This is a genomic window from Segatella paludivivens DSM 17968 = JCM 13650 (genome assembly GCF_000373185.1).
Lineage (GTDB): Bacteria > Bacteroidota > Bacteroidia > Bacteroidales > Bacteroidaceae > Prevotella > Prevotella paludivivens.
The window spans coordinates 23077-37674 of record NZ_KB890650.1 but is presented as its reverse complement, the minus strand read 5'-3'; the positions used below and the strand labels follow the sequence as shown (position 1 = coordinate 37674).

10 protein-coding genes and 1 pseudogene are annotated in these 14598 nt (G+C 39.4%); all 11 read right to left on the bottom strand.

Annotated elements, in window-relative coordinates; translation table 11 throughout:
* Positions 1-202 (bottom strand): annotated as a pseudogene (locus B045_RS0109135) (IS256 family transposase); the annotation flags it as partial.
* A gap of 51 nt (positions 203-253) precedes the next feature.
* Positions 254-481 (bottom strand): hypothetical protein, encoded by a 228-nt coding sequence (locus tag B045_RS0109130; protein ID WP_018463968.1) that lies wholly within the window; start codon positions 479-481, stop codon positions 254-256.
* Between the two features lie 133 nt (positions 482-614).
* Positions 615-1043: a hypothetical protein gene (locus B045_RS0109125; protein WP_154650140.1), complete on the bottom strand. Its 429-nt coding sequence runs from the start codon at positions 1041-1043 to the stop codon at positions 615-617.
* Positions 1044-1782: 739 nt separating this feature from the next.
* On the bottom strand, positions 1783-2235 hold the full coding sequence (locus B045_RS0109120) for a hypothetical protein (protein WP_018463966.1): 453 nt from the start codon (positions 2233-2235) through the stop codon (positions 1783-1785).
* A 3-nt stretch (positions 2236-2238) separates the two neighbouring features.
* Entirely contained in the window at positions 2239-2733 is a 495-nt protein-coding gene (locus B045_RS0109115; protein WP_018463965.1) for a hypothetical protein, read from the bottom strand.
* 208 nt (positions 2734-2941) lie between these two features.
* Positions 2942-3064, bottom strand: a complete 123-nt coding sequence (locus B045_RS15795; protein WP_018463964.1) for a hypothetical protein — start codon at positions 3062-3064, stop codon at positions 2942-2944.
* Between the two features lie 111 nt (positions 3065-3175).
* Positions 3176-3757, bottom strand: coding sequence for a hypothetical protein (locus B045_RS0109105; protein ID WP_044067719.1), 582 nt, complete (start codon positions 3755-3757; stop codon positions 3176-3178).
* Positions 3754-7206 carry a DUF6443 domain-containing protein gene (locus tag B045_RS0109100; RefSeq protein ID WP_240470565.1) on the bottom strand — a complete coding sequence of 1151 codons (3453 nt, stop codon included), beginning with the start codon at positions 7204-7206 and terminating at the stop codon, positions 3754-3756. The genes B045_RS0109105 and B045_RS0109100 overlap by 4 nt, the downstream gene beginning before the upstream one ends.
* A 92-nt stretch (positions 7207-7298) precedes the next feature.
* Complete coding sequence (locus tag B045_RS0109095; protein ID WP_018463961.1) at positions 7299-10715, bottom strand: RHS repeat domain-containing protein; 3417 nt, start codon at positions 10713-10715, stop codon at positions 7299-7301.
* Between the two features lie 4 nt (positions 10716-10719).
* Positions 10720-11844 (bottom strand): hypothetical protein, encoded by a 1125-nt coding sequence (locus B045_RS0109090; RefSeq protein WP_018463960.1) that lies wholly within the window; start codon positions 11842-11844, stop codon positions 10720-10722.
* A gap of 506 nt (positions 11845-12350) precedes the next feature.
* Entirely contained in the window at positions 12351-14483 is a 2133-nt protein-coding gene (locus B045_RS0109085; RefSeq protein ID WP_018463959.1) for a VapE domain-containing protein, read from the bottom strand.
* Positions 14484-14598 lie beyond the last annotated feature (115 nt).

Below are 14598 nucleotides of genomic sequence, written 5' to 3'. Positions count from 1 at the left end.
TGGACATCTTCCCATTACGACGATTGGTTTTATTCAAAGGCTTGGTTGCCTCAAGATGATTATCCAACTCTCCTTCAAGAGCGGCATTAAGAAAATCTTCCAATACACGGTGAAAAGCACCATCTTTACCAAACAAGGCGGTGCCACTCTTAAACTGATCTTTTGCCTGAGATAACATCTCAGAATACTCTTCTTGTGTCATTTTGATAACATTATTATACTGTAAAAACAGCGATTAATACTTTTTATTGTATTAACTCATGACACAGTTGAAATGACATCCTCCTTTTTTTTCAGGATGAAGTATGTTATATGTCCAGCAACTATCTTCTTTAGATATGTTCATATCAGAACTAAAAGAACGAAGCTCTTGCATTTTGATACTGTCGGGAATGCTAACTTCTTGTGTCGCTAATAGCTCTTGTGCAAATGCTTGATTGTATACAATAAGCATGAATAATATGATGATATACTTTTTCATAGTAATGGTTATTTTAAACATTGATTACAAATCAGACTCTTTACTTTTAGATAATATTACTATATGTTCATATCTTAAGAATAGACATTGGACTGATTGCTACAGAATGGCATACCCAAAGAATATTAATTATTTATCTTGGGGAATCTTTATCAAAGATAATGCACTCTTTTTCCTTATATAGCCACATTCCTCCAATTCTTTGAACTAACGGTACACTTAAAATCTTATCGGTAACAATTGCAACTTTATTAAGTACTTCCTTCTCATCTGCTGTGCGGCTAAATATATAATATGTAAATTCCCCCTTTGGATGTATTTCTTTAATAAGGTATTCCTGACGAAATTCTTTATTAATATTTGTGCTATCATTGATCATGTCTTCATATAGAAAATCTAACAGACTACAATCCCCTTTTGCTTTTAGAAAATGGTTCTTTTTTATTTCTTCTTCTGTTTGTTTTGAAATATCATGATCATCAAACCATGTAAGATAATTTAAACTACTATCATTGTTTATAATTGACACTTTATATACATACCATATTGAATCATTTGGCATAATATATTTTGTCTTCTTACATGTTGTCACTATTTCTCCATTTACTATATTACATATAAATATGATAGTAAACAATAGTATTAATCGGATATTAGTACGCTGCATATTTTAAAGTTTATAATTGTTTCCATTTTTGATTTTATGATCAATGTCTTTAATCTTGTAAGGTTATAAATGTCACATGGCATAGTAGTAGATATAACAGTTATTTATGGAAACCTTATACTTGTTGATTGTTATAAGTATTTCCTTTCATCGTATAAATTTATCTGTGCTCTACCTAGTGTCTATTTAGTTAATGACAAAGATATAAAAAGTTATTTATGTTTCCAAATATTATATTTGCGTTTTTATCCACGACTTTACAACAGTATACAATTAAGCTATAATCTCTGCGAAATAATGCAGCCTTGCTGCATTCCTCTGCGTGATCAGCGAGAGAATAAACACGTAAGCGTACTTAATCAATGTACAAAGAAACCTCAATGTCTCTCGCATATCTCGCTGATAATCGCAGACGAACCCCCAAACAACCAAAACCACAAGAACCTTACAAACAGTCATTCTCTGCGTAATAATGCAGCCCAGCGCATTCCTCTGCGTAATCTGCGGGAGAATACTCACGTAAGCATACTCAATCTATGTACAAAAAAAACGCCGATTCCCTCTAACATCTTTAATGCTAGTGTAAGTTATAACGTCACTAATTCCATAATACTACAACAGCATCTATAATTTTCTATTTATTGCTAAATTCATATAATACTCCTGCCTGTATTTTTTTTATTCGATAAGATTTATCATAATAGACTGCAACTCCCATATCTTCAATATAAGATTTACGTAGACATATTGTTGTCGAGGAATAAAGGCTATCATTTTCTTTTAGAATTGTTGTTAATAGTTCCGCATTCTTATTATTTACTTTCTGTTGATAACTATAATTACTGTTTTTTAAGGACATTTTCAGATGGTTATTTTCATCAAAGTACTCTCCATTTCTTTTCTTCCATATTGTAGAAGTCGTATCCCCAGTATTGGTGATTTTACTTATAATGATTTTATTGCCACAATATTCAACCTGATATTTATAAGGCGAGATTGGCGTAAGTATGCCATTGCTTCTTTTGCAGGAACTCAACAGGATAACAATACACAATATTAAAAACATTTTAATCTTTATATTCTTCATAATCTATTTTTTTAGTATAAAATGACATAACAACATATCTTGAAACTTAATTATTCGATAAGATTTATCATAATAAATAGCAAAATCAATTTCCCAATGATGTGGTTCAAATTCTGTATATAATTTACTTGAATATAAGTTTTCACCTGTTTTACGTGTTACATACATTCTTTTGATTCGAAATATACGATCTAATTCTGGCAAAATATAAGATGTGTCTTTTTCTGTTGACATGAATAATAAATCGCCCAAATAGTACTTTCCATTTTTTTTTATCAAGATAGTAACATCATCTTTCATTGTGGGGTAATAAAGATATTTATCTGTTAATTTAATAGTGTCTTTCATATACTCCACTTTAGTTTCGTGGGGTGGATCAACAACAAACTCTGATATATCTCTATTCTTCCCGCAAGAGCTTAGCAAAAGCAGCAGAAGAAGAAACACATTTACACTTATTATGCAACTTTCTTTCATGTACATTATAGTTGTTTTCATTATTCCTATTTTTAAACTATTGTTATATTATTTATTTTGAAAGTAATTTTCGTAGTCTATCACCTTCTTCATTCTCGTTTAAATGCAGACTATCTGTCCCAGCATAATCACCAAAGATAACACCATTATGTTTATAGTCCAAGCTGTTATATAACTCCACTAATGTAGAAAGAACAAGCCACGCAATGCGACTTGATTTAATTATTGTTTATATCCATGTATAGTATCTGATGCCTTGCGTGTAACTTTTTTCTTTCCAAGCAATGTTCCCGTTGTAAAGACCATAATAGTTGATCTTTTCAGAATAATGATTATTTGTTATACCAGTCATCCACCCACGCACATTGCAACTATAGGTTATAATAGAATTTAGAAGGCTGTACTAATTACTGCCCCCCACAATTTATCTCATTGACTATATAAAACATTATAAGTTTCTTCCTTACTTAATAATAGAATAAATGGAACCGTCATTAAGTGAATATTGAAGTAATCCAATGTTCTTATTCCATACTACATTTCGCAAGTTGATGATTGGTTGATCACCACTGTTACGCTCCATCTCATTAGTATCAACACAAAAGCAGTCCTCATATTTTCTATTAAGTAAAATAAATGGTTTAATATCCATTTTAATCTTAAGCCAGCTCCATTCACAAAAATTGCAACTACTTATTAGAGGTCCGTTTTTATCAATACGCTTTATTTCAAAACTAATAAGGAAACTATCTGCCGAATGTCGTAATGTCATATCCACATAGGCAAAACCATAATACTCATTATCTCCTTCCATCCAATTTTGACCTTCTGTATCAAAGATATTCGTATTTTTAGGGTTGCGAACTTGAATATCTTTTACAATGATTGTATCTATTGAATTTTTGTTTGAACGAAATAACATAGTGTCATTAACATTATAATGATTTATCCATTTTAAGTCATCGTCTGTTAGTTGTACCTTATGGCAATAAGGCAACCCACAGGAAGACAAAAGGAGTATCATCAGTAGTTGTAAATATTTCATTTTTTAGTTGGGTAATAATAATTGAAAAAATTATTGATTCCATGACCTGCGCAATAACTAGTATATACATTTATTGATGTACCTGGAGCTTTTACACCAAACAACGCTTGTGCTGCTGTAACTATATCTCCACCTATAGAAGTAGTGTATAAACGTCCTCCCAACATAGAGACTCCAAGAGGTATTGAGGTAGCTATATAGTTTATAACATTACTAGCATTACCTAATAATCCTAAACTAACTACTGCAGCTGGATTAAAAGTCTGAGCCTCATGTCCTGTAGCCATACTTGCTGCTGCTGCTTCACCGCCACCTAAAGAATGACCTGTAAAAGAAAAATCAACGTCAAGACCATAATCTTGCTTCAATGCAAATGAAAGAACCTCAGCATTTGCTACAGCCATTTGATATTGCTCAGGCGTGTTTCCCAAAAACTGAGCATAATCATCCCCTGCGTCTTTGCTGTCATCAGACCCCGCAAAAGCGTAACAAAACTCAATCTTTCCATTTTTAGTTTTTTCATATAGCTGAGATTTAAACCCCTCTTTACTATCAGAACATAATTTTAAAAAATCATATTTTGTACATACTTTCCAGCCTGAAGCGTTCAATTCACGTTGAGCTTCATCTGCGTCGTTTCCTCCATAAACATGTTTAGAAATTAATGCTGCCTCTGCGTCAGTTGGTTCCTCACCTTTAGGATCGACTAGTTTTACAGGATTATTTACGCAATATGTATAAGGCGATATATTATAATATTTCTCGCAAAGAGGGTCCATGCTTGTGAATCTTCCAATAGCTGCATCATAATAGCGAGCTCCGTAGTCGTAGAGGTCGAGACCATTCTCGCGATCCAGTTCCTTACCGTTGTACTTATAGGGCTGAACGCTACCGTTAGTAGACTTGCCCGTAAGCGCACCGAAGGGATAGTAGTGGTTGATTTGCTCCACCTTTCCACTCTGGTTGTAGACCACACGGACATTTCCCAAATGATCCTTTGCTTCATAGTAATAAGTAGCCGTTCCGGAATCATTGAGCAGGACATAGCCATAGTCGTTCAGTACGGCGACAGTCTTGTCGGTGTTATAGATAACATTTCCACAATAATCCGTCTGCTTCGCTGATTCCTGAAGCACCATTGAAATAGATTTGCCTAGAGTCAGCGATCCTGAATTGGAAACCTGCAAAACATTAGACAGGCTTGGCAATAAGGTCTTCACGCTTCGAGCAGGCACAAAGTGACGAATGGTAGTCGCGCTATCGTTTTTCAGCGTGGTGAAAGTACTCGATGTTTTTTCCATAACAGAATATCGTGGATTCAATTGCGTCATTGCTTGTATGCCAAATATAGTCCTTAACTTGCGACCAGCCGCATCATAAACAATTCTCTCTGACGAGCCATTCTTATGACACACCAACGACTGTAAATTTAAGCAATTATATTGGATTGATGAAAAATTCTTGTTCAAATCTTTCGTCTGGTTGCCATTTTCGTCGTAGGCATATTCATTTGCAGCCTTTATGCCATCCCTGAAGTGGAAAGCACCACTGTAGAAAGGACCCGAAACCGCGTCGTCCACCCTGACAAGTTGGTTGCCGTCATAGCTATACGCCAGGTCGTCTATCAGTCCAAACGTATCATCGTCCTGCATACCATAACGCTGCAGGGACGTGATATTGCCCATCAGGTCGTAGGTCGCTGCCTCATTATACCTTCCTATCTCGCCATTTCTTTCTGTCCCTGACCCGTAACTTGCCTGCGTCAGTCGTCCCAACTCATCATAGCCAAAAGCATAGCCATGCGTCATGCCTTCAGCGGGCACTCTCCATTGCATCGCCGAGATATTCCCACTATACGATGGCTTTGCGGGCGTAACCCCGTTGGCAGCTGACTCGTATGTCAACTGCTCCTTAAACTCCTCTCCCGAGATGTCTGTCAACCAACCGCGGATATTGTACGAATAACTCGTGGGATTTCCATTCACAGAATGCGTGCTTATTCTTCCCAATGCATCATAACTGTTATTGCACAACTGCATTTCAGTACCATTATTAATTCTGTGAGAAATATTTGTCAGTCTTCCTAACCTATCGTACTCACATTTGGTTTCCTCGATGATAGGCTGTTTGCTTTGCGCAGTGTGCTGGTGCTTATGCTGCAGCACATTACCTGTAAAGGCATAGCTGAAGTAGTTCGTCTCAGTGCCGTTGAGATGGTTGGTAGCTCGTGACTGCACCATGCGTCCGAGTTTGTCATAGTAGGATGCCGTGAGCGTATAGTTTTCATTGCCCAGCTCATAAATTCGGCTTCCTGTCAGCATGCCTTTTGAACCTGCAAACTGTTGTCCGTATGTGGAAGCATAGCCGTAAGCCAGATCGGTCTGATTCTGGCTACTTTCCGAATTGAGGAACGCATAATCATCGTAGTAGTTTACCTTGAGCAGTTGCGTCACGTTCAACGACAATTGACTTGAATATCCTGCAAGCTCACCCGACAGACTGTAAGAAGAGGTAATCGGATTAGCAGGAGCAATGACGGAAACAGACTGGCAGATGCCTGTAACCGTGGGACGCCCCAACTGGTCATAGAGGTTGAACGTCCAAGAATTCGTCTTTCGCTGGTTGCCTTCCTGCAAGAAAACGAGATGGCCAGCCTTGTCGTAGACCATCTTGACAGTCTCCGCTCCCGGAAGCTTCTTCTCTATGCATTCCCTCCTACGATTGTAGCGGTAATAATAGGCATATTTTTGCAAGGTCTCACAGTTTGAGAGGTTCCAAGTACCGTTGGTCAATGCATTCGATGCAGCTGGTGGAAGCACATATCGCAGATTACCCCAGTCATCATAGATAAAGTAGGTGTCGACATTTGTACCAAGGCACCTCTTTCGAGAAAGCATCTTCTGTCCGAGTCCGTTGGTAAACTCTATCGTGACGTTCCCATCCTCATCAGTGCCTTTGACTGCAGTTAGCGAGCCCGATGGATAAAGTCCATCGCTAGTGATGGAGATATCATCTGGACACAGCTTGTATATACGAACGGATAGTTCAGTCGTAGAACAGTTGACATGCCATTCCGTGCTAACTGCTTTTCCCATTTTCTCCCAGTTCTCTCCTGGTCCCATCTGACTTACAATCCGATCGTAGGGCGAGTTTTCATACGTGTTCTCCGTAAAGTAGCGACTGTCCGTTCCATACAAAGAGAACGAAAGAGTTGAAACATCATCGACATAAGCACCGTTGTGTGCTTGAGACTTTATTCCAGGAAGATACATCTTGGCAATGCGGTTCTCAGAACTGTATTCCGTGAGAGTAACGATATCGTCACATGAACGTATCAAACTGCCGTTCTTGACAATATTAACGGTTGGACGGCCAAAGCCGTCATAATACTGGACAACATCCAGATGATTACTGGACTCCTGTCCCTCCACCGTTGACGCGCTCAGCATCTTTCGCTTGACGACGTAGTTACGGTTGGAGTCTTGCGCTGATGCCACAGTGGTAGCACAGGCGACGATAGATAGTAAAAAGAGAAACTTCATCATTTGATGTTGTATTGATAAGATTCCACTAAATGCCCCTCTGGATCAACGATAGCGGTCAGCCTACCCATTGAATCGTAGGTATAATGGGTAGTCAGCCCATTGACATCGGTCACGGTGCTGATACCTACACCAGAAATATAGCTATAGGTAGTAATCTGCGACTTTGGGAGTTTCGATCTGTCGAGGTTGATGCTATCTGTTCCCGAGCCAAGTCTTTCTGTATTGATGCCATACGCTGCCACAACCTCATCCAAAGTGGCGTTCTTGATGACGGCTATAGGATATTGGTAGTTGTACCCCCAGAGATAGACCATCGGGATATTACTCTCGTTGATGACTTCCAATATGTTTCCATGAGTGTCGTATTTCTTGATCGTAGAACGTATCTCTTCCTCACCGTTATCACCCGTATTGGTGACGATGCTGGACACACGAGGCACATCACTGAACAAGCTGTAATGATAGCTTGTCGAACTACTTTTTCCGTTTCGGGTATGCGTCACCGATACAGGTGTATTGATACAGTTTTCTTCCGTCAACTTACGATAGACGGCGTCATTCTCCACATCCTGAGGATATTGATAGCTGTTCACATCCACGTCCGTCGGGGTACGGAGTTCCTGACTAACAAGCTGAAACTTACTATTATAGGCATAATTTGTTGTGGTCGTAAAGGTATTTCCGTCCCGGTAAGTGTTTGCGGTTTTTCTTTTTAGATCGTAGCGTCGTCTGAGAAGTGCAGGATAAAGATAACCAACAGGCTCTTTCTCTTTGGATATAGTTGATGCCTGAAGTAGTTTTTGTATTGCTTTCTCATCCCACTGTTCGTTATTTGGCACAATATCTTTTCTTATCCCCCAATATATGTCAAATATGTTCTCTGTTTTATTGTATTCATTTTGAGTATATTCCCTTAGTGTAGAACCAGAGGGGGTTACTAAAAATTTCTTCTCACTTAATAAAAATCCATTTTCATTAAACTTATATGGACTTATATTATTAGGATTTAAATCCTTTCCCGAGAGATAGCTAGCTCCCATCCCAGAATTGTCAAAGTAATAATAAAAAATAGAGTCTGGTCGATTAATATATTGGTAAGAAGTCTGACCTATTACATGTTTGTATTTATCCAACTCCAACGTAGCAACCTCAGAATAGCCTACGGATGTTCCCTTATCTCTTAATCCATCTGCTGACGTTTCAAGAAACTTAATATAAGACCCGTCAGAAGGATTCTTATTTATTGTGCGTGCAAAACTAGTATAACGAGGATAGGACATCAACTTACCACTCGTAAAGTTCGCAAATGTAGATGCATTGTTTGTGTAGAGATATTTCTTACCATACTGATAGATACCGTCCATATCATAGGCTTCCACCTCCGCAATTCTGACACCACCGCCGATTCCTATAGGATGACGCCTCATATAGGTGGTAGGATAGATAAGTGTTTTGACCTCAAAGTTAAGACTGTCCAAGAAGAAGGTTCTTCCCTCGCCGGTAACTTGCATGGTAAGGTTTCCTGAGGGGATGTCTCGCGAGAAGGTCTTATAAAAGTTTTTGTTCTCATTAGTATTTTTATTAAGAATATCTCTGCTCTGAACGGTATATTCCCATACAGCTGAGCCATAATTGTTAAGTAACTTGAAGGAGAGAAGACTGGAGCGATTCTGATAGCTTCTGAAATAAGTATCGTTCAGTCGGAAACTAATCTTGAACAAAGCTTGTCCACTTCTTCCATTTTCAGAGTCAACTGTAATGGACGCTTGGTCATTTGTTGCATTCAGTTTTCCGTTATACTGATTCTCGCTAATAATGGCTTTATCATATTCATAATAGTAATCCTTCTTGTGAGAATCTCCTTCAAAATTATCCATTTGGTAGGTGTTCGCCTCATAGACGAGTTTCTCATATCCGCCAGTGGGGTATTTAATACGGTTGAGCAAGAATGCCTGGTTGTAGTCAGAATTAGGAGCTCGGTCTGCCTGTCTGCCGAAATATTTCATATTGGGCTGACTTGTAAATGATACGTTCTGAAGCACTAAAGGTATAAGTCCTACGTTTTTTGCATTATTGAAATATCCCCAGTGATCTTGAGAGGTCGACAGTTTTGTAGGCAGATGCTCTTCGTTGTATCCGAAAACATAAGAAAGTGTATCGCTACTTGATATCTGATGGGCACCATCCAGACGAAGCCGTTGAGTGTTCCAGTTATCGTTATAATAGGTTGCCCCTAAAGAATTACGCAGATAATTGATGTTAGGCGAATCATTACCAAAAGTGTTTGAAACGAAATACGAATAATCGAAGTTCCAATTCAACTGTTGACCATTATCATTCCATACGTGGATGTAGTTGAGTTTGGGAGCTGAATAGTCTGTACGTAGTTCATCATAACTGAAGTAGACCTCACCTCCCGGATAGGTAATGCTTTGTAGGCAAATATTTGGATAAGTCATGCTACTGACGCTTATCTGCCCGCCTTCTAGTCGATCGTTCTCATTACGACTGTAGATGAGACGGGTATTCCCCAAAGAAGTATTGTACTTGAACTCGAGAGAAGTATTGTTACGAGTAATGATCTTGGTCAGATAGAAACTGCTGATATATCTTCGCCCATTCTGTGGAGGAAGAGCCTCGTTAACCGCCTCCTCCTGCTGATCGAAATAATACTTTGTACCATCAGGAGTTGTAAATACCCAAGAGGAAATGATACGACCTGGATTCTTATCTATCCAAATGGGGGCAATTTTCACATTGTCCTCCTTGTCCTTGACTATTTCCCGATTATGCGTAAAGATGAACTGTCCGGAATAAGGACCAAAACTATAGTTAAATACATCGGGCGCGAAGTCGGACGCACCTTGATTGTCTGTATAATCAGAGATACGACGAAGAAACTCCAAATTGTCCATCCCGTTCACACACTCAATGGGCATGGATCTGATTGGTGCGCAGACCGTTACATTCTGGACATTATAAGCCAACGTCAGGTCCTTCATATTGTCACTACCTTCATTGAAATAGTAGTTACCATAAAGGTCATCACTTCCCATAATTGTATGGGTGACCACACCACCTGTATGCAATGCCCAGCCTAGTCCAACCGTGCCTGCCTCTTGGTCCACCTTGACACCTGAAGCATCATAATTCAACGTTATGGGGATGCTGATATCGCTTGTCTTAATAGTATAGATTGGGATGCTAATGTTGGGTGTACCTGTATAAAGAGATGCAGGAATTTCGCCGTAGCGAATCATTTCTTGTGCCTGTGGTGAAGGAGGAATGATATTGTCATCAAGCGTTGTCCGAGTATTGTTGTCAGTCTGTCCAATAGCCAAGCTAGGAAGAATCGCGAATAACTGCATCAAGCAGAGACTTCTGATAAATTGATAGTTCTTTGTTGATTTCATCGTTTTATTTCTTTGAGATTTTACAAGCGTAACGTGCGTCATTGACATGGAACGTGATGATAAAGACATTTGACACCCCTATAGGAAAGCTGATATTTTCATGATAGGTCCCCGTTCGGAGGGTACGCTGTTCCTCAGAGGCTATCAACTTTCCATCAAGCGTATAAACAGCATAGGATACGGTAGCAGAGCGTAGCAAGTCATACTCCAGACGAAGGAATTTTTGGTCGCCACTAAGGATTACATTATAGGTAAAGCCAACGTGGTCGGATAACCCCAGCTTACTGCCATCACCGTAACTTGCCAATAGGCTGCTACGAATCTTCTCGTTTTCCTTGTCGCTTGCGAGATACTCCACTTCTGAAGGTGGGTAATAATAAGAGGTAGAATAAGCCAGTGAGTCTTTCACCGATACGATGGACTCTAGTATTGGATAACGATAGCCTTTAGCATACCACTTATAATGCTCCGTCACCACGGCGCCTTCTGATTGCTGAATCAACGCTTTGATATCATTATCACTGAGATGAAGGGAGTCGGACAAGCCTTTGAGTGCTGCCTCATTATCAACATTTCGCACACCGTACTCAATCGCCTTGTTGATTGTGTGTATACGTGCCACATTCCGCAAAGTGTCGCCTTGCGGAAGAATAAGTTTACCATATGCGTCTATTTTAGACTCACTCTGTCCGAATACCAGCCAGAAGTTATGATCGTCGCTGACAGCATAGCCTCGGTAAAAGTCATTGATGGAGTCACCATAGTTCATAGGGAAAGGAAGCTCCCTTCGTGGAGAGAAGTACGAGATTCTTGTCTGATTGTTTTCGTAGCCTTTCAAATAAAGCCCATCAGCCTCGTTCTGATAGAAATAGCGAGTGTTCATCTCCGTTTGGGCAATAGTCTTCTTATCTTTCAGAAGAGTATTGCCGACCTCATAACGTTCATTGACCACTTCAATCATGCCAAGGTTCCAAAGAACGTTGTCACCAGCTCTTCCTGCTGGGAAATAGATGAGTTGTTTCTTGACCAATTGGTCATCATCCCTCAACTGGTTGGTTGCAAAGTCTACGCACTGCCCATTCACAAAGAGGGGAATAAAAAGCGATAGACCGATAAGTACTAATTTCATAAATTGATACGTGATGTATAAAATTGTTTTTGGTATTACACCTCCACGTCGGAGAAGAGGTACATTATTATTGTTGATTTATTAGAAGTCTTTTCATGTCAGATGTGGTTAATAGCAGTGGCATCTCTAACTTCAATTTTGTTCTTTTAGACTGCAAATATAATCAAACTGTTTGAAAAATAAAAATAAAAGTTAATATTTATTTTATCATGGTTCTAATATTTGATTTATAGCCAATACATAATGGCTAGAATTAATGGATCTGTTAATATTTTGAGGATTTAAGAATTTCAGAAAAAGTTTATCTTTGCGTTATGCAAAGAATGACTTAATACAGAAAAGGTATTCTCTGCAGACCTTCTGCGCAATCTGCGTGAGCCAACACTCTGCCAGAAAAGTTTTTTCAATGCCACTAATGTCATAATGTCACTAGCCCTTTGTTTATAAGGGCTGAACGAGTGACATTAAGTGACATTATCGGACTAAAAGTGACATTAAATTGGAAATCATACCTGTTTTTGGCGAATTTTCACCAAATATGCAGTACCCGTATTGGTCCTTTTTCGTTCAAGGCCATCCATATTTGTCAATACACGCCCCAGACTTCTCAAACTGTTTAGTTTTATATCTGCCCCCAACTGTTTCTTCAAATGCGAAAGGATGGCGGCTGTAGTCATGAAACTTGCATCAGGATCATTCTTTGTTCCAATGCTGAAGTATTCATAAAAGTACTGTTCCACAGCACTCTTAGCCTGAAACTGCTTGTTGCTCTTCATGATCAACGTTGTCTGTTCGTCATCAAAGTAACACGGCTCCTTGTGTTCAAGTGCGCTCAGAGCCTGAGCATACAACTGCACATAGTTAATCTCCTTGTTCACATCTATAGGACTGGTTATTTCTACACCGATAAATCTACGGCATCCCGAAGGATTTGTCAGCACATCTCTCATGTTTGAAGTTCCAATGAATGAAGCCCGTCGTGCATGCTGTTCTACATGTTTGCCATACGGTCGTTTGATCTTCACGTTTGGCAACTGTATCAAGTTCTTAAGGAATCCCTGTTGCACTTGCGGAGATATTTGGTTGAACTCGTCTAGATTAATAATCAGGAACTCACTCATTGCCTGCAACACCTGCTTTTTCTCTGCCAATACAAGATTGTCATTATATCCCCATTGCAGTTCTTGTGGAAGAAGACGCCTGCAAAATGTACTTTTGTTATATCCCTGTCCCGATATGAGTAGGGGAGCGACACTGTTGCCGTATCGGCTGTTGCCAATGCCGAGCCATTGATTTACGACAGCCAGAAACCACGTGTAAAACCAGTTCTCCCAATTAGGATTGTTGTTGGGTACGGTAAGTGCCAACTCACGTATGCGGTCGTGCCCGTCCCATTTGCCACGGCATTTCCAAAGAAAGTCCTCAATGGGGTTATAGTTTTTCACATAGTCAGATTCCACATATCTCGTTATATCCTTATCCCATGCGTTCATGCCCTCAAGTCTTGCCTCAATAGCCATGCGGTTCTGCACTCTCTGGTCAACGGGTTGATAATCAAATACCCATGTGTTGTTAGGGCGGTACTCAGTATATTTCATCACCTCATTATACCTGAACACATATCTGCGTTCAAGAAATTTGATAATCTGAATCTGCTGATTGTGAATACTCGTAGGGTAATCACTGCCGTCTATTTTATTATCCTTTGAAAGACTGAATTCTGCATACGCAGAAGATATTATCGTACGACAATGGTTAACGGTTTCCCTTGTATTGCAGTGCGCCCGCATGTGCAGCACCGCCTCTTCTTCCGGCATCCCCATTTTGCATAGCTGCCAAGCCAAACGTGAGTTGAACGTCTCCTGATCAAATCCCTGCTTATCATCGTTAATCTGATTGGCTGCAACAATGTCGACAGCCCTGTGATACATGAATTCCATCTCATCATATCTCTCAATGTCGATGTTCTCCTGTTTCTCTACACCTACAATTCCGCTTATTGCATCCTTGCCATCCTTTGCACCAAGATTAGGTTTAAAGTTCTCGGGATCAATCAGTAGTGCTGTTGCGTTGAGGTTTAGATATGGACTTTCGTCTGCTGTAAGTCTGAATCCATTATTTATAGAAGGGTCCACCATTTTTACATGTTCACCTACAGCAGCTTCATATATCTTCACGGCACATGGATAAGCTGCACGATAAAGTCTAGTAGCTTCCTCTTCATTTTCCGGCATGCAACCATTGGCAAGTGAAGTCTTCACCAATAGTTTTACGCTTCTTCCGCTCGCTCCAGTGAATGCTGCCAGTGTTGTAGGCAACTGTGCGGCAGCCTTTTTCACGGCATCAATATTTTCCTGTCTTTTCAGGTGGCATATCGTAAGTAGTATAATTCCATTATATTCCACAGCAGATAGTTCACCGTCGGCATCTTTCTGCATCACTACAGATGGGTATACTTTGGGCAAGAGGTGCATTTTCTGGAAAGTCATACCTTCTGTCATGACAGGAATAAGATGGCGCAGATCTTCTATTGTGGCGTTTAATTTGTCATTACATATACGTTCAATAAGTTTTTCGATGGTGATAGTCTGTAGATAAGTTTTGTTTTGCTTATCTGTTCTAACAACTGATACTTTCATTTTTCTTTATTTTGTTTATTTTTTAGTTAGTCTATTATTTCAGTATTTTTGTTGATAACGTTTTTACATGTGCTGAATAATATTATTTTTCACGTTGTGTAATCTGATTACCCAC

Coding starts and splice junctions, on each gene's coding strand:
- B045_RS0109130 (WP_018463968.1), bottom strand. CDS start 481: ATGAAAAAGTATATCATCATATTATTCATGCTTATTGTATACAATCAA.
- B045_RS0109125 (WP_154650140.1), bottom strand. CDS start 1,043: ATGCCAAATGATTCAATATGGTATGTATATAAAGTGTCAATTATAAAC.
- B045_RS0109120 (WP_018463966.1), bottom strand. CDS start 2,235: ATGAAGAATATAAAGATTAAAATGTTTTTAATATTGTGTATTGTTATC.
- B045_RS0109115 (WP_018463965.1), bottom strand. CDS start 2,733: ATGAAAACAACTATAATGTACATGAAAGAAAGTTGCATAATAAGTGTA.
- B045_RS15795 (WP_018463964.1), bottom strand. CDS start 3,064: ATGACTGGTATAACAAATAATCATTATTCTGAAAAGATCAACTATTAT.
- B045_RS0109105 (WP_044067719.1), bottom strand. CDS start 3,757: ATGAAATATTTACAACTACTGATGATACTCCTTTTGTCTTCCTGTGGG.
- B045_RS0109100 (WP_240470565.1), bottom strand. CDS start 7,206: ATGCTGAGCGCGTCAACGGTGGAGGGACAGGAGTCCAGTAATCATCTG.
- B045_RS0109095 (WP_018463961.1), bottom strand. CDS start 10,715: ATGAAATCAACAAAGAACTATCAATTTATCAGAAGTCTCTGCTTGATG.
- B045_RS0109090 (WP_018463960.1), bottom strand. CDS start 11,844: ATGAAATTAGTACTTATCGGTCTATCGCTTTTTATTCCCCTCTTTGTG.
- B045_RS0109085 (WP_018463959.1), bottom strand. CDS start 14,483: ATGAAAGTATCAGTTGTTAGAACAGATAAGCAAAACAAAACTTATCTA.